Raw genomic sequence first — 22,202 nt, forward strand, 5'->3', positions numbered from 1 at the left:
CTATGATATCAGCCAGATACCAATTGTATATTTAGCCTAAGATGCGAACAATGAAGGCGTGTTCCCAATTAGGATTATTTGTATGTGTGCTAGGACAAACCAAAACGAAAATCGAGTTCTTATCTTTTCAGCCCTTTTAGCATCAGGCTTTGCTATCGGTGGTTTAGTTCTTGGTCTATTGGTTGGCTCCTTAGTAATCGTATTTGACGGTGTTTATTCTCTCGTCAGTTTACTGTTAACATTATTGTCACTCGCCGCATCCAAATACATTCAAAAACCGTCTGACGCCTCTTTCCCACATGGCCGTGCCGTTATTGAGCCCATCGTTATTGCGATCAAAGGAGCGGTAATATTAACGGTCGTTGGCTTCTCTCTCTATTCAGCCATTATTGCGCTCTTTAATGGTGGACGCGAAGTCGATGCGTCGATTGCGACTCTGTTTGGCGTAATCAATGTGGTCGGTTGTGGTTATGCGTGGTGGTATATTGCTCGTAAGAGTCGTACTTTCTCGTCTGGATTGATTGAAGCGGAATCTAAACAGTGGCAAATGGACACGCTACTCAGTGTTGCGGTTACAGCAGGCTTTGTGGCAGCATGGTTAGTGACATTGTCACCTTTCTCAGCTTACTCTGTTTATGCTGATCCCATGATGATGGTGTTGATGTCGTTCTACTTTATCAAGGTACCTTTTGATATGTTGAAAGGTGCGGTCCGTGAATTGCTCAACATGGCACCAAATAGAGAGATTTGCGATAAAGTTGATGAAGAAATTAACGCCGTGAATAGCGACAGCGAAGCTAATGCAAAATTGGAGTTAGCAGGCGTCACTAAAGTGGGACAAGAATTAAGAGTGACGGTTGATGTCCACTCTTGTGCGAGTAATAGCATTGCTGCAACCGAGATTGCACGTACTCGAAAAAATTTGCATCGCCGTTTATCTACTCTTCCTTTTGAGCTTCAGCTAAACCTAAATATTGCGAGCTAATAGATTTCACTGTCTCGCAATGACTCAGCACGCCAATAAGCCAATATCTAATGAAGAGCAGTATCTAATTACGAGCAATTTCTAGTGAAAAACATAAGCCTCACCTTAGGCTTATGCTTTTATTAAATTTAATGAGTTACGCTTTTATTGACTTATCTTTTGTTACCCAATAGCACACCAGAGATCCCACCGTCACCATTACGACACCTTGCCAGAAGGTAGAGCTTAAAGAGACACCTAAAATCAGCGAAGACAAGAATGTTGAAAATATAGGGGTAAAGTAGGACATGGTTGCCAATAGCATCATATTTCCACCAATTATGGCGATATTCCAAAGCGCGTAACCACTTCCCATAACCAAACCAGCCAACAAGAGATCTACTCCGGCACCTAAGCTAAATGTCATGCCTGCCTCGTCACTCAGCCCATATTGGATCCACAAGACGATTGCCGTTGCCGAGAAAAAAAGAGTAATGGCATTTTGACCATTAGCTAAACGTTTAGTTAAGTTGCAATAGATCGCCCATATGATCGCCCCAAAAAACGCCATAGCATAAGTGGCGGGGTTCGTCGCGACGTTAGCTACGATCTTACTGATCGTCAGTCCATCGTCTCCACTAATGCTCCACGCTACGCCAAAAAAAGCCAATATAATGCTAGGGTAAACAAGCCAACTGGTTTTTTTAGGGCTAGTAAGCACAGCAAATAACACCGTGAATGCAGGCCATAAATAATTGATCACCGCCATTTCCATTGCTTGTAAACGATCATTTGCCATACCAAGCGCTAAGGTTAGGAAAATCTCATAAACAACAAACAAGCCTCCTCCAACTAAAACATAAGAGGCTGATAATCCTTTAAGTTTCGGAGGCCCCATGACCAGTAATAAAAAAATAGCACTGACGGTATATAAGCAAGCAGCACCTCCTACAGGGCCTAACTGTTCAGTGACATTACGCGATAGAGCCGTTAAACAGCTCCAAAAGAGAATGGCGGCACAGCCAAAGAGTGTAAAACGATATTTAACAAACAAAAGCATTCCCTTTAAATTATTTCGAACAAACAGTACACATAAGCGTAATACTTACTGTATGACCTTGTAAATAAGGTGGTTACTTGGATAAATGCTGAAAAGTAATCATCAACATAACGGCTTCTGCATCAAAATATTAACAATTATCGCTTTATTATATTGATCACACTGCATACAATCGTCTGGATCTAGAGAGGACTCTTAAAATGCTCGTGTCATACAACTTTAAACTTTATCTCAATAACAGCTTACAAACTATTATTGATGCACCTTCTTGTCAAAATGCAAAAGAGATATATCAACAAGTTGAGCAATACGCAAAAGCCAATAATGTTGTCATTCCGACCGCTTATGAGCTGTTCTTTTCTGGCTACATTCTTTATCGTCAGGGGCTTTTTAACCGAGCACTTAAAACGCACATTCATGCTCTCGATCTCGCACAGCAATATCGCTATGTCACATTAGAAAACTCTCTACACTTTATTATTGGTTTAGCCCTGTACCGTATCGGTGATAGCAGTAAAGCCATTGCATCACTTTCGAATGCCATCAAATGCAAAGAGCATAACCAGTCCAATCTAGCGTCTCGGGTCTACAATACATTTGGCATGCTCTTTCTAGACGCGGCTGACTACGATCAAGCATGCTCTTATTTCGCTCTTGCGTATCGAGAAATAGAGCATCAGGAATGCATTAGCTATACACCCATTGTGACGAATTTAGCTTACCTCCATGCCATTCTTGGTAACACAGAGAAAAGCGCTCAATTATTTTCACAATTTAAGCAGAACCTTGAAACCTACCCCAATCAATTAGGGCAGCTATTTTATTACAGTGCTTACGCATCCTATTTGGAGATCAAACAGGACTACTCCAGTGCTCTAATCTATTTTTTCAAAACCATAAAATGTGCAGAAGAGATAAATGACGATGTTCAAATGCTAAACGCGATTGAAGAATATTGTCTGTGCTTGCTCCATCATTTCCCGGATAGAGCACTTGAACCCTATTTATCACATGGAATTAGACTTGCGAAACAGTTAGGAAGCACCGCAACCATTCAAAGCTTTTCCAATATCATATTTAGGCAAAGTGAAATGATTGGTTCTGAACATTACAAATACCAATTGATTAAGCGGGCCTACGAGTTACAAACGCTCTCCATTGAATTGCATACGAAAAAAGACAAAAGCTACCTTTCACAGCTTTATCAATTAAACTCAGATCGAGTTAAGCTTGAGAGTGCGCAATCTATTGAGTCTAACCTTGAGCTCATTGCTTCTATTGGTGAGTACATCGCCTCACATAAATCGATGGATGATCTCATCATGAGGTTATACGACGACTTAAGTTTAGTGATGCCAATCAGCTCGCTTGCGTTAGCCACTTATCATGCCGATTTACATATCTTGGATTATTCCCATTGCGTGGTAAATGGGCGCTTATTAGACGCCTTCACCATCAATTGCAACAAGACACAAACACTAAGCACTTATTGTATAGAAACTCGACACTCGTTTACTCATGGGCAATTTAATGACCGTGTTTTTGAACAATTGACTGGAAAACAACCTGAATCTATCGCTTATGTAGATGACAAAATTGAGGATGAAGAAGGTAAGTTTCCATCCATCATTATGTTGCCTCTAATACTTGATGGTCAGATCCTTGGTGTTATGTCGGTACAGAGTCAAAAAGAGTTGGCTTATCGAGATTACCACCTCTCCTTATTCAAACATTTATGCTCATACCTGACGGTTGGATTGCAGAATAAAGCGCAGCAACGACTTCTGATACAGCAGCAAGGAGAGCTTGAAAAGCTGGTGTTGATCGACCCTCTCAGTGGTTTATTCAATCGTAAATCTCTTGTTGAGTCGATCATTGAACAAACAGAGGCGGTTAAAGGAACACAGAAACTTGGTATCTTGTTAATCGATATCGATTACTACAAGCAATACAATGATCGATACGGGCACTTACAAGGGGATAACGTACTTGTCACCTTAGCCAAGTTACTTAGTTCGCATTTCGACAAACCAAATCACAAAGTATTCCGCTATGGGGGAGATGAGTTCTTGGTGCTACTGCCTGCAGATAGCAGTGAAACTATTATTGAATTGACGACCTCACTACAAGAAAAAACAGAGCAACTTTATATTGCTCATGCAAACTCTTATTGTAGCGATCGAATAAGTTTTTCGATCGGTGGCGCTATTTTTGATGTCAATACACTGAAAAACAGCAACGCACACTTATTGATTCAAACCGCTGATGATGCGCTATACAAAGTAAAAGCACATGGACGAGCACACATGCACATCGAAGATACAACCGATATTGAAGACACAACCGACATAGAAAGCTTTGCTGTTGTGCCATAAGCGGCACAACAGTGAGTTACCCTAGCAAAATGCCTTGCAATTCAGACAAGGATCTAACCTGGTAATTAGGGTTGATATGTTCAGGTTTCATCGCTTCAGCTGTATTCAGCCAACATGTCTCAATTCCAAAGTTTAACCCACCAAGCACATCTGAATACGGGTTATCGCCGACCATCAACACTCTCTGCTTTTCTGGTCGACCGATCAGATTATGGGTATGTTCAAAAATACCAATATCAGGCTTAGCGATGCCCACTTCTTCTGAAATAACCACATGAGAGAAGTAATCACTCATCCCTGTTCGTTCCAAACGAATGGCTTGCAGTTCAGTAAAGCCGTTCGTGATGATGCCCATCTTCACTTTTCCATTTAGGGCTTCCATCAACTCTTTTGCTCCGGGCAATAGTGTACAAATATCGGCCATCGCTTCTAAGAATGCACTATTCAATGCTGCCGTTGTTGTTTCTAATTGATCGGCCCAACTCTGAAAACGAGTGTACTTGAGCTCGCTTGCTGTGATGACACCATTTTGGTAATCAACCCATAATGGCTGGTTCACTTCTTGGTAGACCGCAAAATCTTGCGCATTGAAATCAACGCCCAATCGAGAAAACATAAGCTGCATTCCTTTAAAAGCATCAAAGTGGAACAGCGTTTCATCCGCATCAAATAAAATCCAATCGTACTTCATGTCGTTTCCCTTATTTTTATTGCGCTGTAGTGTAATTGTTTTTTACTGAATGTTCTTCTCTTCAATGATTTTCACGACCTTAAAAACTGTGAGCAAAGATCAAAAACATTAAACCTAGTTGAAAAGCGCAATAAGAAATGATGCAACGCAACTTATGCAACTGACTTAGCCTCTATAACGTAAGCTAAATTCAGCTGTTATTGGAGTCCAATATGAAGCATTTTTTACCATCATCCGTAATGTTAACGCCTTTTGTTGTAAAGTATTATGATTCGGAATTAGATGACCAAGAAGATGAAGAGCAAGAAAATGACAGTGTCTGCCCCAGTGATGAAGCGCCATCGGATATGAATAACCCGACATAACTTGCTCAATAAAAAGCCATAATTTGTTTTAAATAAAGAGTCGCATATTTTATGCGGCTCTTTTTTGTGACTCCTATAACACTATGATAGCAAAGGGTAATATCACTTTCTGTTGGTTAACCGATTGCGTCTTATCAATGTCAATTTTCATTTTTGTACCACGTAAAAAAACCAACCGATTGCTTAGTGAGGGGGCTCACACTCTATTACTCTAAAGTGGTAGTACCTTTTGTAAATTGTCTCAGATCAAAAATGAAAAGTCCCCCTATGTGACAAGCTAAACCCAATTCAACAACTATACAAAATTCAATATTTACTAACGGAGTTATCCAATGGCTAGTGCATTTTTCATTCCAGCAATTAACTTAATGGGCGCAGGCTGCCTAACTGATGCAGCTGACAGCATCAAATCTCAAGGCTTCAAAAAAGGCCTAATCGTTACTGATAAAGTGCTAAACCAAATTGGTGTTGTGAAACAAGTTCAAGATCTTCTTAACGAACGTGAAGTTGCTACTGTTGTATTTGACGGAACTCAACCAAACCCAACAACTGGTAACGTAAAAGCGGGTCTTGAACTGCTTTCTGCAAATGAGTGTGATTTTGTAATCTCTCTTGGTGGCGGTTCTCCACACGATTGTGCTAAAGGCGTAGCTCTTGTTGCGGCTAACGGCGGTCAAATCGGCGATTACGAAGGCGTAGACCAATCTGCAAAACCAATGCTACCACTTATCGCAATCAACACGACTGCAGGTACGGCTTCTGAAATGACTCGCTTCTGCATCATCACTGATGAAGCTCGTCACATCAAAATGGCTATCGTAGATAAGCACACGACTCCACTTATCTCTGTAAATGACCCAATGCTAATGCTTGCTAAGCCTGCTTCTCTAACAGCAGCAACAGGTATGGACGCACTGACTCACGCAATCGAAGCTTACGTTTCTATCGCGGCAACGCCAATCACTGACGCGGTAGCGATTAAAGCGATTGAACTAATCCAAGCGCACCTACGTACAGCAGTTGCAAACGGTGACGATCTTGAAGCTCGCGACCAAATGGCTTACGCACAGTTCATGGCAGGTATGGCATTTAACAACGCTTCACTGGGCTACGTACACGCAATGGCACACCAACTAGGTGGTTTCTACGACCTTCCACACGGTGTATGTAACGCAGTACTTCTTCCTCACGTACAACGCTACAACGCACAAGTATGTCCTGAGCGCCTACGTGATGTTGCAAAAGCAATGGGTGTTGATGTTGAAGGTATGAGTGCTGAAGACGGTGCTAACGCTGCTCTTGAAGCAATCAACGTACTTTCTAAAGATGTTGGTATCCCTGCTGGTCTTAAAGACCTTGGTGCGAAACTAGAAGACATCTCTGTTCTTGCTGATAACGCACTTAAAGATGCTTGTGGTTTCACTAACCCTAAACAAGCAACGCACGAAGAAATTTCTGCAATCTTTGAAGCTGCTATGTAACGTTTAGTTACCCTTGCCCTAATCAAAGCCCTGAATTCTGTTCAGGGCTTTTTCATTTCATGCCTATATTCGCGTCCGATTTCATCTCTACTTTGCATTGCTAATGCTGCCAATTCACAATAAAACTGTGCTTGATTACAAATAATTGCGCTCAAGAACTAACCAACTCTAATTCCTTTGTTATTGTTAATTGAAATAAAGCATAGCAAGGACATCGAATGCCGACTCAAATACAGCTTTTTGGATACAAAAGTTACATGAAAGCGCTCAAAGTAGCGGCGAAAGTGATTCCTATGCCTAAGCCCACGCTATTTACGGGTGTGGGATCATCGATAGAGTTGTGTGAAGCGATATCACTCATTGGGATAAAAAAGCTACTGCTTGTCACAGACGAAAGCATTGTGCGATTAGGCTTACTCAAACCGATCCAGCAAGCCCTTCAAGACCGTGGTGTGGAAATGGCCATTTTTAGCCAAGTCCAGCCCGACCCGACCTATTTACAAGTGGAAGCAGGGCTAAGAATTTACTTGCGCTGTGAGTGTGATGGTATTCTTGCGGTTGGAGGTGGCTCGCCCATAGATACCGCCAAAGTCATCGCGGCAAAAGTTCATAACCCAAAACCGATTCATAAACTTGCCGGATTGTTTCGAGTATGGAAAACCCCTGCCCCTCTATTTGCAATCCCAACAACCGCTGGAACTGGATCTGAAGTGACGATTGCCGCCGTGGTGTCAGATCCGGACTCTCATCAGAAAACGCCTTTAATTGATCCCAAACTTGTTCCCATGATGGCCGCTCTCGATCCTAGCATCATGGCAGGTCTTCCCCGCCCAATCACGGCGGCGACCGGGATGGATGCGCTCACTCATGCGATTGAATCTTACCTATCTATGAACGCAACAAATGAGACCAACGGTTATGCGCTAGCAGCGGTCAAACTCGTCATGACAAATCTGCCCCTAGCCTATGAAAATGGTGAAAACTTAGTGGCCAGACAAAACATGGCTATAGCGTCTTACTACGCTGGCCTTGCCTTTACGAAAGCGAGCTTGGGTTACGTACATGCTATATCCCATAATCTCGGTGCGTTATACGGTGTGCCTCACGGGCTTGCAAACGCTATTGTTCTACCCTACGTTTTAGACTTTTCCCAACATGCGACACAGCCTCAATTGGCTGAACTATTTCGCGCCACCAGCAACTCAAATGAAGAGATGTCAGAATCAGAACAAGCGCAAGCTTTCATTCAACTTGTCCGACAATTGCAGCTACAATTAAAAATCCCAGCAACGCTAGATATGTTGGTTGAAAATGATATATCACATTTGGCGAAACTTGCTCTCAAAGAAGCTCACCATAACTACCCTGTCCCTGTTTATATGGGCAAAAAGCAGTGCGAACAACTTTTAAGATCCATGATGACTCCAGTCACTGTTATGGATGAAGCCCTGCCAGAGCCAAAATAGTAATTTGGCAATATCGTGGCCTAACAATATCGTGACCTATCTAAAGTGAAGAGTTAAACTTGGCGCCTCACATTGCAGGTGCCTTGTTTCACCATTGCCAATTATCACTACTCGCTCAAAAAGATAGAAAACCATGCACAGCTCAACAGACTGCTTTACCCCTTTCAATCAATCCATTGAAACCTATACTTTTCCTGAGCGTTTTACGTTTCCATTTTACTATCAACCACATCCCTTGTGCATTCTGGCTGCTGAACAACTTCAACAGCATTTGCTCTCTCAAACAGAATGGCAACATAATTTCGGTGTAGCCGAGGATGCGCAAGATCCAGCAGCACCCGCAATAGGAAAAATGTTCGGTGTGTTGGTTGTCGAGAATCCTCAAGGCGAGATCGGCTTCCTTTCTGCTTTTTCTGGAAAAATTGCAGACCGCAACTTACTGCCTCATTTTGTGCCACCTGTGTTTGATATGCTCGCTGAAGATGGCTTTTTCAGAAACGAACTGGATGAAGTAACCCAAGTAAGCAACAGGTTGAAAGAGTTACAAGCAGATCCCAAAATTGATGAATACGAACGACACCTTGCATCAGAAACAGCCAATTCATTAGCGGAAATTGAAGCTCATCGCAACTTGATGATTGAGGGTAGAAAATCGAGAAAGGAGCGACGAGCTCAAGGTGAAACGAATTTAACCGATGACGACTTTACCGCTCTCAGTATTCAACTGAGCAGAGAGAGTGTCGCAGAAAAAAATCAGCTCAAAGCCCTTAAATCACACTGGCAAGAGAGAATTGATCTCGCGCAGCAGCAATTACTGAGCGTCACGGATCCGATCGTGGATCTAAAACAGACCCGTAAGCAACTTTCCAATGCTTTACAAAACAAGCTGTTCGATCAATATCGATTCTTAAAGATCGATGGCGAAGAAAAAAGCTTAGGGGCGATTTTCAAGCAGATGCCAAACCACGTTCCACCCGCAGGTGCTGGCGAATGTGCGGCACCAAAACTGCTGCAATTTGCTTTTAAACATAAGATGAAGCCTATCGCAATGGCCGAGTTTTGGTGGGGCAGCGCACCTAAGTCTGAAATACGTCAACATAAAAAATTCTACGCAGCATGTATGGGGAAATGCCACCCCATATTAGGTCACATGCTTGAGGGAATGGAGATTGATGATAATCCCCTACTGAATAACCCTGCCGAAGGAAAAACTGTCGAGATTATTTATCAAGATGACGACATCGCAGTTGTAAACAAGCCCGCCGAATTCCTTTCTGTTCCAGGGAAAACCATCGAAGATTCTGTTTATCTACGCATGAAACAACAATTTCCCGATGCAACAGGGCCGCTCATTGTGCACCGTTTAGACATGTCGACATCTGGATTAATGGTGATTGTTCTTTCAAAACGAGCAAACAAAAGCTTACAAAAACAGTTTATCAGCCGTAGTGTAAAAAAACGCTATGTCGCACTTATTGATGGTGAATTAGAGCAAGATGAAGGCGTGATTACACTACCAATGCGCGGTGATCTCTACGACCGACCAAGGCAGTTAGTATGTTTTGAACATGGAAAACTCGCCGAGACCAAGTGGCAAGTGGTGGGACGTCAATCTGGAAAAACCAAAGTTCATTTGTATCCAAAAACAGGTAGAACCCATCAACTTCGCGTCCATTGTGCCCATCATTTAGGTTTAAACATGCCGATTGTTGGGGACGATTTGTATGGCTTAAAAGCAGATCGTCTTCATCTGCATGCTGAAACTCTAGAGCTTGAACACCCGATCACAAAAGAAATTATGCAATTTCAAGCTGAAGCTGACTTTTAAAATGGAAAGGGGGAGAGACAGTCACTCCCCTACTTATTTCAGCCATGCGTTACTTACGCCATTTCATGTACTAGCCAATCTAAAATACTTTTCAACTCTCTATCAGACATTGCTAATAGGCGATCCCCCACATACCACTCTATCATTGACTGATCTGGCAATGCCGTAATTTGCGGGTAACCGAGCCAAATACCTTTCTCTTCAGCGAGTCGGTTACGCAGAACCAGAGCATTCTCATAGCTAACGGGCAGATAGAAATGCAGCATATTTGCCTGCGGTTGTGATGGGTTTAAAGTGAATAAAGGATATTCAGAGAATAACTGATAGATCTGTTGCGTGCGTTCATATAGAGCAGGCATCTGTGTAAGTCTTTCGTCAAACTGCATCGCCGCAGAGGCAATATAGGGACTGCGATGATAAACATTTCCCCCTTGCCTTTTCATCCACATCGACGCTTTTTCAATAAACGCTTTATCTCCTAATAACAGCGAGCCCCCCAAACCATTAATGCCCTTATACAACGAGACATAAGCGGTATTAAAGCCTTGAGCAATTTCTTGGTAGCTCTTCTGGTAGTACGCCGCACACTCCCACAAACGAGCGCCATCCATGTGTAAATGTACTCCTTGCTGCAAACAGTGATCTTTGACGGCTTGTAACTCATCCCACTTAGGTAACTGACCACCAATTTCACGCATCGGCAACTCGTATAAAACAGCTGCGATATCATCAGGCCAATGAGTAAGATCACTCACTCCCCATGTTCTAAATGGATCGCCAATGGGAAGAATATTAAACCGATTTTGAAGTTGATAACCTTGCCGTTCATGGCAATAGATATGGCTTGAAGGATGCATCGCGACTAAATTATTGTTCTTCTCTTGGCAAACAAGTTGAAGAGCGGTTGGTTGAGTCATTGTGCCTGTCACAACAAAAACCGCAGATTCAAAACCAAGTAAATCCGCGACTTTTTGTTCAAAACCTTGTATTAATTCCCCTTCCCCATAAATGTCATGTTCAACATTATTCGCTTCACACCACTGAGCCATTTTCTGAAATAGTAATGCAGGCGAAAGCTCCTCATTTCCTGAAACCACCACATTGCACTGAGCACGTAAATCCTTCGCCATTTCTCTGTCCATATTTATTCAATTCAACAGCAGCAGATTACCATGATCAGATGGAATCAAACATAAAACGTCTTTCAAAAACAGAGGTTAGCCAATGCCATTATTCATCGTTCCAAACAACAAAGCCCTCATCACCATTAACCGATAATGAGGGCTTATTGAATCGAACAATAAATGACTATCTAAACATGAGTATAAGGAGCAAATCGTTCACTCTAGAAGAAACCCAGTGGATTAACATCATAGCTAATCAACAAGTTCTTGGTATTTTGATAGTGATCTAGCATCATTTTATGAGTTTCACGTCCAATACCTGACTTTTTGTAACCACCAAATGCAGCATGTGCTGGATAGGCATGATAGCAATTTACCCAAATACGGCCTGCTTCTATGTTCCTTCCCATTCGATAAGCTAAGTTCGCATCACGAGTCCATACACCCGCACCAAGGCCATATTCGGTATCATTAGCTATTTCCAACGCTTCTGCTTCATCTTTGAAGGTCGTAATTGCAATCACTGGCCCAAATATCTCTTCTTGGAAAACTCGCATTTTATTGTGGCCTGCAAGCATAGTCGGCTGGATATAGTAACCTTTGTTTAGTCCTTCTTCTTGCTGGGCGATCTCACCGCCTATCAAGACTTCCGCACCTTCTTGCTTACCAATTTCTAGGTAGCTCAAGATCTTATCAAACTGCTCTTGTGATGCTTGTGCTCCAACCTGACAGTCAGTGTCCAGTGGGTTTCCTTGCTTGATCGTTTGAGCTCGCGCCACCACTTTGGCAATGAATTTGTCATAAACAGATTCATGGATCAGCACACGAGATGGACACGTACATACCTCCCCTTGATTGAAAAAGGCGAGTAGCATCCCTTCGATACATTTATCTAGATAGGCATCTTCGTGATCAAAAATATCTGGGAAGTAGATATTTGGCGATTTGCCTCCTAACTCAACAGTGGATGGAATCAGACTCTCTGCTGCACATTTCAAAATATGGTGCCCAACATCGGTTGAGCCTGTAAATGCAAGCTTGGCAACACGGTTACTGGTTGCAAGAGCCTGACCCGCTTCGGCACCGTAACCATTCACAATGTTTACCACACCAGCAGGAAGAAGATCGCCTATTTTTTCCATCAGAACAAGAATGGAGGTGGGTGTTTGTTCTGCTGGTTTCAAAACCACACAACAGCCTGCCGCAAGAGCCGGAGCTAATTTCCAAGCCGCCATCAGCATTGGGAAATTCCATGGAATTATCTGCCCAACCACGCCGACAGGTTCAGGGAAATGATAAGTCGCGGTGTTTGAATCTAATTCAGCCGCAGAACCTTCTTGTGCTCGAATGCACCCAGCAAAATAGCGGAAATGATCAACCACCAATGGTAAATCCGCCGCAAGCGTTTCACGAACCGGTTTGCCATTTTCCCAAGTTTCTGCCACTGCTAGCTCTTCAAGGTGTTGCTCAACGCGGTCAGCAATTTTCAGTAAAATATTTGAACGTTCAGTAACACTCGTTGCTCCCCAAGAAGCCCTAACCGCATGCGCAGCATCCAGTGCCAAATTAATATCCGCTTCTCCTGAGCGCGCCACTTGGCAATAGACTTCACCATTAACGGGCGATTTATTTCCAAAGTATTCACCGCCAACAGGTTTGACCCACTCACCGCCAATGTAGTTGTCATAATGAGACTTAAAGCCAACAACAGCATTTTCAGTTCCAGGTTGAGCATAAATCATAGTGAGATCCCTCTTTTTATGTGTTCACAATGTGTCAGTTTGATTAATTTGTCTTTCGATTTAGTGTTTTAAACGGACTTCAATTTTGCGCTTGTTCATTTTCTATAACGCAATTCACAGACCAAGTTTGCGCCTCTTGTTGTTAATGAATTGTAAAGCTATGATTACCAAACGATAACAAACGACAGTTATAATGGTTGAACACCAGTTCTAAAGCGCAGCTCACTGTTCAAGTGTCCCAAAATGGCACACCCTCACTGTCTCAACTTGGAACAGTCATGGATCTAAATTCAACTCAGCAGATAGATTGGCTAACCTCCTCTTGGAATAGGAGTTCTGAAGCGGGATTAAAACAGCGCCGTCTACCAGAAGATATTCGACTCGCGAAATCTCAAGTTTCCGAACGTAGAGAGATCGTATCGGCACTGATTAGCGCCGTTAAAGAGCATGCTTTACCGCTGTTTAATCAAATATTTGCTCGAACAGACAGCCGTTTGATCCTCACTGATATTGAGGGCGTGATTATTGGATCGTGGGGGCAAGATCGTTTTAAAGAGAAACTGACCTCTATTGCGCTGGAGACAGGCGTCTGTTGGCGTGAAAATCTCAAAGGGACCAATGCGATTGGAACGGCAATTGTCGAAGCAAAACCCGTCTCGATTATTGGCGATCAACATTTCATTCATCAGCACCGCTTTATTAGCTGTTCAGCCAGTCCTGTTTTCGATTTCCAAGGGAACATGCTAGGCATCTTAGACATCACAAGTGAACAGCAAATCCATAATGCATCCACTCAACTGTTGGTTCAAAATATGGTTCAGCTCGTTGAAAATAATTTGTTGTGCAAAGTGCCGAACGGCTCAGTACGCATGGATCTTGCTCTTGACCAATCGTTACTAACCAGTGGATGGCAAGGGATTGTGATTGCTAATGAAGATGGAAAAATTGTCGCACATAATAGCGTTGCATCACAGCTACTCAACAATCACGTGATCTTAGGACAGCCTTTAGATTCTGTTGTTCAAACCTATCAAGAGAATCAACCACTCACACATCAGCAAGAAAAGTCTGATCTGGTGTATGCGGTTCATTCGCTTAAATCCGCCCCCAAAAGCGTCAAATTGGCCACTTACTCCCCTTCTTGCCCACTTCATGATGGTGATGACAATATTGAACACGCGTGGCAGCAAGCGAATAAAGTCATCAATAAAAATATTAGTTTGCTCATCCTAGGGGAAACAGGTGTGGGTAAAGGTGAATTTGTAAAACATCTCCACCAGCAAAGTGATAGAAAACTGTCTCCACTCATCACGGTCAACTGCGGCGCACTTCCAAAGGAACTCATTGAATCTGAATTATTTGGTTATGCCCCCGGAGCTTTCACTGGAGCTAGCCCAAAAGGTTATCAGGGAAAAATCCGCCAAGCCGATAAAGGTATTCTATTTCTCGATGAAATTGCTGACATGCCATTAGAAGCACAGTGCCGCTTATTACATGTATTACAAGAAAAAGAGGTGGTTCCCATTGGCTCAAACCACTCAACAAAAGTAGACATTCAAATTATTGCAGCAACTCATAAGAACCTTGAAAAACTGGTGTCTACAGGAGAATTTCGACAAGATCTCTTTTATCGACTCAATGGGCTGATGTTCACTCTTCCAGCACTTCGCGAACGACAAGATAAATCTGGACTCATTGATAAAATCCATGCCAAGTACAGCTCCGCAGAGCAAACCATTTGTCCTCATTTGATGCAACTTTTGCAGAACCACTCATGGCCCGGAAATATCAGGGAACTCGATAACCTAATTAAAGTGTCTGCTCTCCTTTCTGAAGGTAACACTCTCGTTTTAGATGACCTTCCGAGTCACCTAAAGCAACTATTAATGACGGCATCAGCGCCACACCAATCCTCATCAGAAATAAAAGCAGACGATCTAAAAACGACAGTTGAAGAAAAACTCGTACAAACCTTTCAAGCAAATCAAGGCAATATTAGTAAAACATCTCGAATGCTGGGCATTAGCCGTAATACACTTTATCGAAAGCTAAAAAATCTTGGTTATTCAAATAAATAGAACTCTAGATTTGGTGATGTCCCTGTTCTTAATTTCGAATCATGCCCCTTAGCGGTATATATTAAAAATCATATAATTTACACTGTTCATACTTTCTAGAGTTAGACACGACTCATTGCTTACTAATGAGTAAAGAAACCTGACGGGAATGACAAGTAATTATGACAAACAAAAAAGTATTGATTCTATTCGCACACCCTTCCCAACACCGTTCTGAGGTCAACACTCCAATATTCAATGCCGCCAAAAATATTGAAGGGGTCACCACCGTCGATCTCTATCATGAATACCCGACTTTCAATATCAATATTGATAAAGAACAGCGTCGATTACTTGAACATGATGTGATCATTTTTCAATTCCCACTCTATTGGTATTCAACTCCTGCTATTTTAAAAGAGTGGCAAGACTTAGTATTAGAGTATGGCTTTGCTTATGGAGCCGAGGGAAAAGCATTGAAAGGAAAAACCCTATTCTGCTCCCTGACCGCAGGTGGTAAAGCCGATGCTTATCAAACCGACGGCTACAACCATTTTACGATTCGTGAATTGCTTTACCCAATTGAGCAGATGAGCGCGATGACCAGTATGACTTATTTGGCTCCCTTAGCGCTATTCGGGGCGCGTACCGCAGCAGAAGAGAGTCGACTTGATCAACATATTAATCAGTGGACTCAGTTGCTCACCGCTTTAGTTAACGACAAAGTTGATATGGAAAAAGCAAGCCAAGTCGAAAAATTAAATCATCACCTTAACGACATCATTCATAAGGACTAACCGATGACAGGCTATTTTCTACAAGCGTTCATTTACTTAGTTGCTGCGGTCATTGCCGTTCCTATTGCTAAGCGTTTAGGGCTAGGCTCTGTATTAGGCTATCTCATTGCTGGTGTCGTTATCGGCCCTATTATTGGCTTAGTGGGTGAAGAGACAACCACCATTCAACATTTTGCGGAATTTGGAGTGGTCATGATGCTATTTTTGGTGGGCTTAGAGCTTGAACCAAAAATGCTATGGGCGATGCGCAACCGCTTAATGGGATTGGGTGGGCTTCAAGTTGGCGGTACCACCGTTGTCGTGATGGGGATTGCACTCTACTTTGGTCAACCTTGGACTATCGCACTCACCATAGGTTTAGTTTTCGCTCTCTCATCCACCGCGATTGTATTACAAACCTTTAATGAGAAAGGATTAAGTAAAACGGAAGGCGGCCAAAATGCTTTCTCTGTATTGCTTTTCCAAGATATTGCCGTCATTCCAATGCTGGCTTTCATTCCATTACTCGCACTGCCAGAATTAATTGAACAAGCTCAAAGCGTCGCCGCCAATGCCGCTGAACATCACGAAGAGCTAAGTCTTGTTGCAGGGCTTCCGGGTTGGGCATATGGGCTTGTGATTACGGTTTCTATTGCTAGCGTCGTTGTTGGCGGACACTTTTTAAGTCGTCCACTTTTCCGCTTTGTTGCGAGCTCAGGGCTACGAGAAATCTTTACCGCAACGGCACTGATGCTCGTCATTGGCATCGCGGCTTTAATGAGCTTGGTTGGGCTATCCCCTGCTTTAGGTACTTTCCTAGCGGGCGTTGTGCTGGCAAACAGTGAGTTTAGACATGAATTAGAATCCAATATTGACCCATTTAAAGGACTGCTTTTAGGCTTGTTCTTTATTACAGTTGGCGCTGGCATTGACTTTGGGATCCTACTTGACGAATTTGGACTCATCATCGGCCTCACCGTCGGAGTGATGGCATTGAAAGCTTTGGTTCTCTACCTGCTTGCTTTCACTTTCAGAATTAAGAATAGCGATCGCTGGTTGTTCACCCTCAGCCTTGCTCAAGCCGGGGAGTTTGGCTTCGTTCTGTTGAGTTTCACAGTACAAAATCATGTCCTACCTGTGGATATTGCTCAGACGCTATCTCTTGTAGTCGCGCTGTCGATGTTTTTAACTCCAGGGTTATTTATTCTTTTCGATAAGGCTATTTTGCCACGTTTTCAACAGCAATCGAATCAACGAGAAGCCGATAGTATTGAAGAGAAAGGCACTGTGATCATCGCTGGCATTGGTCGATTTGGTCAAATAATCAATCGAATGTTAGTTTCAAATGGGGTAAAAACGGTTGTTCTTGATCACCAAGCGGATCAAGTTGATCTCATGCGCCAAATTAAAACCAAAGCGTATTTTGGTGATGCGACTCGTCCCGATCTACTGCATACTGCTGGCATTGAAGAGGCTGCAATGATTGTGGTTGCCATTGATAATCAAGAGAGCAACCTTGAGTTGGTGAAATATGTTAAGCACACCTATCCAAAAGTAAAAATACTGGCACGGGCATTTGACCGTGGTCACGGTTACTTATTACGCCAAGCAGGAGCGGATTATATTGAATCTGAAACCTATCACTCAGCACTCGAAATTGGTGCAGAAGCAATGCGCTCACTCGGCCATCACCCCTTCTTTGTAGAGCAACAAAAATCGACATATAAAAATACGGAAGAAAAACAGTCCGATATTTTATATCAAGCGTGGGCGGATGATTCTGAAGGTGATCGCTTTGATAACAACTACCGTAAATTATTTATGGAGCTTGAAGGCAATATCAAACATGCGATGACCAAAGATCGCTCAGACAAACATACACGCAATGAGCGAGGTTGGACGCCACCACCAAAAGGTTACGCCGACGACCTTTCTGAAGACTAGCGCTATTAGCGCACAAATAGATAAACACTAATAAGCGGGGTTTAAACGTTAATTTCGAATTACTTTTAAAACCCTCTGATACCAAGTCATCCAATTTTCATTCAAGATATCGTTACAAGCATCTTCTATCTAATTTTAGATTCAACCAAAAATATAAGAGTATTATGAGTTCCATCGCAACGAATAAATCAGATTCATCCCTTGCATACCAACTATTTAAAATGACTTGGCCAATGATGTTTGGGGTTCTATCTTTAATGAGTTTTCAGCTCGTGGATAGTGCATTCATTGGGCAACTCGGGGTTTTGCCTCTTGCTGCTCAAGGTTTCACTCTCCCAGTGCAAATGGTTATTATCGGGATTCAAGTAGGCTTAGGGATTGCCACGACAGCGGTCATTTCCAAAGCAATTGGGGCGCAGCAAACTCGTTATGCTAAGCAACTTGGTGGTTTGATCCTAATGATTGGCGGAATCGGTGTTACGCTGATCTCTGGGATATTGTGGTTGATTAGAGAGCCTCTTTTGAGCTTGCTCAGCGCACCGGATTCCGTTTACCCAATCATTGATAGCTATTGGCCGGTATGGTTAGCCAGTGCGTGGGTCGGGGCTTTCCTATACTTCTTTTATAGTATTTGCAGAGCGAACGGAAACACAATGCTTCCTGGGACTATGATGATGGTTACGAGTGCAATCAATCTGGCGCTTGATCCCCTTTTCATTTTTACCTTCGACCTTGGTATCAATGGTGCCGCTTTGGCAACTGTGGCTGCTTTTGGTATTGGTCTATTGATCGTTGCCCCTCAAGTCACTCGCAAACATTGGGTGAGTTTTGATTGGAGTGATCTCAACATTGCTTCTAGCATTCGCTCGATTACGAATATTATGGGGCCAGCAATGACAAGCCAATTGTTACCCCCTCTCTCTTCAATGCTCGCCACAAAGCTCCTTGCGAGTTACGGCACCGCCGCCGTTGCTGCTTGGGCGCTTGGATCTCGATATGAATTTTTTGCGATCGTCTCTGTATTAGCGTTAACCATGTCAATGCCTCCGATGATCGGGCGTTTACTTGGAGCCAATAAAATTGCCGAAATTCGTCAGCTTGTCAGTATTGCTTGTCGCTTTGTTATTGGATTTCAATTTGTTATTGCGCTAATCACCTTTTTCATCTCAAGCCAACTTGCCGGGCTAATGACCAGCGATGCAAGTGTTGAAGCAATCCTAAATTCTCACCTGATGATTGTTCCCCTCAGTTTAGGTCCATTGGGGATCTGCATGTTGATGGTGTCGGTCTCTAACGCCCTTGCGAAGTCATACACTGCCCTTACAATTTCAGCATTGCGCTTATTCGCCTTCTTCTTACCTTGTTTATGGTTAGGGGCTCTCGTGGCTGATATACAAGGGTTATTTGTAGGCGCATTAGTGGGGAACATTCTTGCAGGCATAACCGCTTGGTTGATGTATCAAAAGATCATAACCAAAATAGAGAAAGCAGCGGTAAGTCACTAGATTTAGAAACAGTAAACGAAAAAGGAGCGAACTCGCTCCTTTTTTTATTCCTTGATAAGAATCATGATTGGAATTGTTTAATCAAGCGTTGCAGTGCTTCTATGTCGTCCACTAAGCGGCTTGTACGGGCTATGGAACTCTCAGATGTTGCGGATGTTTCATCTGCCAGTTCTTTAATATTAGCCACATTGTGATTGATCTCATTGGTCACTGTTGCTTGTTCTTCAACCGCAGCAGCAATTTGATGGCTACTATCAGAGACTTTGAATAACTTCTCGGATATTTGATTCAACACTTCGCCTGTATCATCTGCACGCATTTTGCATTGTTCAGACAACACTTCACCACGCTCCATTGCGCTTACGGCTTCCGTTGCAGTCTGTTGAAGCTGAGTAATCATCTCTTGAATCTCATTGGTTGAATCGCCCGTTTTCGATGCTAGATTTCGAACTTCATCAGCAACAACGGCAAATCCACGCCCTGCTTCACCTGCTCTGGCCGCTTCAATTGCAGCATTCAAAGCCAGTAAATTAGTTTGATCAGAAATACTGCTGATCACTTCAAGAATACTTTCAATTTTCTGACTATTTAATGAAAGTTGATGTATGACCTTTCTTGAATTATCCAACTCGCTTGCAAGTTCATTCACCGAATTAATCGTCGCGGATATACACTCTAAACCTTTGGCTGACTCTTCATTGGCTTCTTCAGTAAGCCTTGAAGCAGCAGCTGCGCTACTTGCCACTTCATGGATTGAATGCGTTAACTCTTCAACGGCGGTGGCTACCTGCTCCGTTTCTTGGCATTGCTGATTTAAACTTTGCCCCATTGACTGAATCGTTCCAAACTCATCTTCAGCAGAGATCAAAATCTTTCCAGCAGTGTCCGTCGCACGCCCCGAAACCGCTCGCAACTCAGATTTTTTCATCAATAAAGCAAGCTCGATTTCAGAGTAATCATCAAAGCAACCAGTGTAAGGTTTTTCCATTAACGGATTGGAATATGAGTCTTGAGCTATTTTTCTAAGCACTTTAAAACGCTTATTCTGAAGCGTTGTAACGCCCCCAAGAGCACACGTTAATACAAGTCCAATAGCACCGAATAGTATTTGTTGTTGCGAAGCAATCAACCCAACAAATAACGCCAAAAATGCAGCAAAGAAGACATACTGAATAAAATGATAAGAAATGCGCTTACCAATATTCATCTTCCCTTTGTTCATATTGGCATAAAGTTGACCGGCACGTTCAGTTTGAGCTTCTGTTGGTCTCGATCTTACTGATTGATACTCAACAGTTTCGCCATCTTCACCTTTAATCGGAGTAACAAAAGCGGATACCCAATAATGCTTATCACCTTGGCATTGATTTTTTACCAATCCCATCCAGCTCTTTCCTGCTTTCAAGTATTGCCACATTTGTGCAAAGGCTTGCTTGGGCATATCACTATGGCGCACTACATTGTGAGGCTTACCGATCAACTCATCCATTTCATACTCAGCTACGTGACAAAAATCATGGTTAGCATAAGTAATTAAACTTGAAGGATCGGTAGTAGAGATTAAATTTGCATCTTTTGCATATTCTTTATTGAAGTCATTTCTCATATGTGACTTATTCCTACTAAATAATCCTTTATTGATGATTTTGTACATATAACATGTAAAAAAATCACCAATAATGATTACTATCAATATAAGCCATAAATTTATAAATATTCTCAATATTAAGATTTATTGCATCTATTTATTTTTAAATACCCACTTAAATCAAACAAATTACTCTCAATGCATCGACTCTATTTGTCAGCAGGAAACACAACGCCCGTTTGAGATCTAATTTCAGTCAGTACTTTTGCCACAAGTAAAGAACGATCTCTCGCTTGAGTATTTACAGTATTGGCCCTGACCTGCTCAGCAAAGATATTTGCTTCATAGAACATGCGATTTTCTTGTTGCTCTACGCTTAAATCCGTTTTCAAACCACCGCGCTCAATCTTGATTACATCATTGCAAATTGAGATCATATTAACGTGTAAGCAAGCTTGCTCACCTTGGATCTCACTTGGAAGAAACGAATCACTGATTTTTGAATGGAGTATGGTTGCATCGAACCCATCATAACCAAGAATTACACTTCCATTTCCATCCACGCCTGAATCCAGTAAGTGTGCAGTGGCTTGAATCGATCTCGGCTCACCAAACAACTCTAATGTAGCACCTAAGCAGTAATAACCAATGTCCATGATTGAACCATTAGAGAAGTCAGGATTAAACGTATTTGGATTTTCACCGTTCAGATATTTTGGATAGCGCGATGAATACTGGCAATAACTGATGAGCGCTTTGCGGATTGGGCCAATCTGTTGGAGGTTTTGCTTAAGAACCTGAAAGTTAGGTATAAACGGGGTCATGAATGCTTCAAAAAGAACCACATTGTTCTCTTCTGCTGTTTTGTACATCTCTTGCGCGAGTGCATAATTAGAGGCTAATGGTTTTTCACAAATTACGTGCTTCTTTCCTTTTAACATTTGAATCGATTGCGGGCCGTGAAAGGAGTTCGGACTTGCAATATATACCGCATCAAAAGCATCAGAGATGGCGAATTCATCTAATTGATCAAAACAATGGTTCACATCATATTTGGCGGCAAAGTTTTCTGCTTGGACGAGGGAGCGAGAGTAAACGGCTGTAAGTTCGAACTCTCCCGTTTGCAACGCGCCTTGGATAAATTGCTCTGTTATCCAGTTAGTTCCAATTACTGCAAGCCTAATCATAATCTATATCTTCTCAATAGGTGTTTGCCGTAATTATGCCTTGTATTGC

The 22,202-nt window shown here is 42.5% G+C and carries 15 protein-coding genes and 2 pseudogenes; 11 read left to right on the forward strand and 6 right to left on the reverse strand.

The annotated features are described in order from the left end of the window. Positions 1–82 precede the first annotated feature (82 nt). Positions 83–985: a cation diffusion facilitator family transporter gene (locus L4C39_RS01750; RefSeq protein WP_017054622.1), complete on the forward strand. Its 903-nt coding sequence runs from the start codon at positions 83–85 to the stop codon at positions 983–985. Positions 986–1,121: 136 nt separating this feature from the next. Here L4C39_RS01750 and yddG read toward each other — a convergent pair whose 3' ends face one another. Further along, positions 1,122–2,024: an aromatic amino acid DMT transporter YddG gene (gene yddG / locus L4C39_RS01755; RefSeq protein WP_371711440.1), complete on the reverse strand. Its 903-nt coding sequence runs from the start codon at positions 2,022–2,024 to the stop codon at positions 1,122–1,124. 200 nt (positions 2,025–2,224) lie between these two features. Here yddG and L4C39_RS01760 point away from each other — a divergent pair, with 200 nt between their 5' ends. Then, positions 2,225–4,399 carry a diguanylate cyclase domain-containing protein gene (locus tag L4C39_RS01760; protein ID WP_371711441.1) on the forward strand — a complete coding sequence of 725 codons (2,175 nt, stop codon included), beginning with the start codon at positions 2,225–2,227 and terminating at the stop codon, positions 4,397–4,399. 16 nt (positions 4,400–4,415) lie between these two features. On the opposite strand, the gene yjjG is transcribed toward L4C39_RS01760, so the two are convergent. Continuing rightward, entirely contained in the window at positions 4,416–5,090 is a 675-nt protein-coding gene (gene yjjG / locus L4C39_RS01765; RefSeq protein WP_429744061.1) for a pyrimidine 5'-nucleotidase, read from the reverse strand. A gap of 212 nt (positions 5,091–5,302) precedes the next feature. Between yjjG and L4C39_RS01770 the strand changes: the two genes are divergently transcribed. From L4C39_RS01770 to L4C39_RS01785, 4 genes are all read left to right on the forward strand, one after another. Continuing rightward, positions 5,303–5,455: a hypothetical protein gene (locus L4C39_RS01770; RefSeq protein WP_261889585.1), complete on the forward strand. Its 153-nt coding sequence runs from the start codon at positions 5,303–5,305 to the stop codon at positions 5,453–5,455. Between the two features lie 332 nt (positions 5,456–5,787). Continuing rightward, positions 5,788–6,936 carry an L-threonine dehydrogenase gene (yiaY, locus tag L4C39_RS01775; protein ID WP_017054617.1) on the forward strand — a complete coding sequence of 383 codons (1,149 nt, stop codon included), beginning with the start codon at positions 5,788–5,790 and terminating at the stop codon, positions 6,934–6,936. Positions 6,937–7,154: 218 nt separating this feature from the next. Next, the gene (locus L4C39_RS01780; protein ID WP_429744064.1) at positions 7,155–8,402 is read left to right on the forward strand and encodes an iron-containing alcohol dehydrogenase; all 1,248 of its coding nucleotides are present in this window, start codon (positions 7,155–7,157) and stop codon (positions 8,400–8,402) included. A 133-nt stretch (positions 8,403–8,535) separates the two neighbouring features. Beyond that, complete coding sequence (locus tag L4C39_RS01785; RefSeq protein ID WP_429744066.1) at positions 8,536–10,230, forward strand: RluA family pseudouridine synthase; 1,695 nt, start codon at positions 8,536–8,538, stop codon at positions 10,228–10,230. A gap of 53 nt (positions 10,231–10,283) precedes the next feature. Here L4C39_RS01785 and L4C39_RS01790 read toward each other — a convergent pair whose 3' ends face one another. Continuing rightward, the gene (locus L4C39_RS01790) at positions 10,284–11,360 is read right to left on the reverse strand and encodes a threonine aldolase family protein (protein WP_429744068.1); all 1,077 of its coding nucleotides are present in this window, start codon (positions 11,358–11,360) and stop codon (positions 10,284–10,286) included. A gap of 215 nt (positions 11,361–11,575) precedes the next feature. Continuing rightward, on the reverse strand, positions 11,576–13,096 hold the full coding sequence (gene exaC, locus L4C39_RS01795; protein ID WP_017054613.1) for an acetaldehyde dehydrogenase ExaC: 1,521 nt from the start codon (positions 13,094–13,096) through the stop codon (positions 11,576–11,578). Between the two features lie 278 nt (positions 13,097–13,374). Between exaC and L4C39_RS01800 the strand changes: the two are divergent. The 5 genes and pseudogenes from L4C39_RS01800 to L4C39_RS01820 form a co-directional block, all read left to right on the forward strand. Next, a pseudogene (locus L4C39_RS01800) lies at positions 13,375–14,982 on the forward strand (sigma-54-dependent Fis family transcriptional regulator); the annotation flags it as partial. 48 nt (positions 14,983–15,030) lie between these two features. Beyond that, positions 15,031–15,174 (forward strand): annotated as a pseudogene (locus tag L4C39_RS01805) (helix-turn-helix domain-containing protein); the annotation flags it as partial. 161 nt (positions 15,175–15,335) lie between these two features. Then, on the forward strand, positions 15,336–15,950 hold the full coding sequence (locus L4C39_RS01810; RefSeq protein WP_113799828.1) for an NAD(P)H-dependent oxidoreductase: 615 nt from the start codon (positions 15,336–15,338) through the stop codon (positions 15,948–15,950). Positions 15,951–15,953: 3 nt separating this feature from the next. Continuing rightward, positions 15,954–17,873 carry a monovalent cation:proton antiporter-2 (CPA2) family protein gene (locus L4C39_RS01815; RefSeq protein ID WP_429744070.1) on the forward strand — a complete coding sequence of 640 codons (1,920 nt, stop codon included), beginning with the start codon at positions 15,954–15,956 and terminating at the stop codon, positions 17,871–17,873. 164 nt (positions 17,874–18,037) lie between these two features. Further along, complete coding sequence (locus tag L4C39_RS01820) at positions 18,038–19,378, forward strand: MATE family efflux transporter (protein ID WP_429744072.1); 1,341 nt, start codon at positions 18,038–18,040, stop codon at positions 19,376–19,378. A 61-nt stretch (positions 19,379–19,439) separates the two neighbouring features. Here L4C39_RS01820 and L4C39_RS01825 read toward each other — a convergent pair whose 3' ends face one another. Both L4C39_RS01825 and L4C39_RS01830 read right to left on the reverse strand, forming a co-directional pair. Continuing rightward, entirely contained in the window at positions 19,440–20,984 is a 1,545-nt protein-coding gene (locus tag L4C39_RS01825) for a methyl-accepting chemotaxis protein (protein ID WP_429744074.1), read from the reverse strand. Between the two features lie 191 nt (positions 20,985–21,175). Next, positions 21,176–22,153: a Gfo/Idh/MocA family protein gene (locus L4C39_RS01830; RefSeq protein WP_429744076.1), complete on the reverse strand. Its 978-nt coding sequence runs from the start codon at positions 22,151–22,153 to the stop codon at positions 21,176–21,178. Positions 22,154–22,202: the final 49 nt, after the last annotated feature.

The sequence above is a fragment of the Vibrio clamense genome (assembly GCF_050337905.1).
Lineage (GTDB): Bacteria > Pseudomonadota > Gammaproteobacteria > Enterobacterales > Vibrionaceae > Vibrio > Vibrio cortegadensis.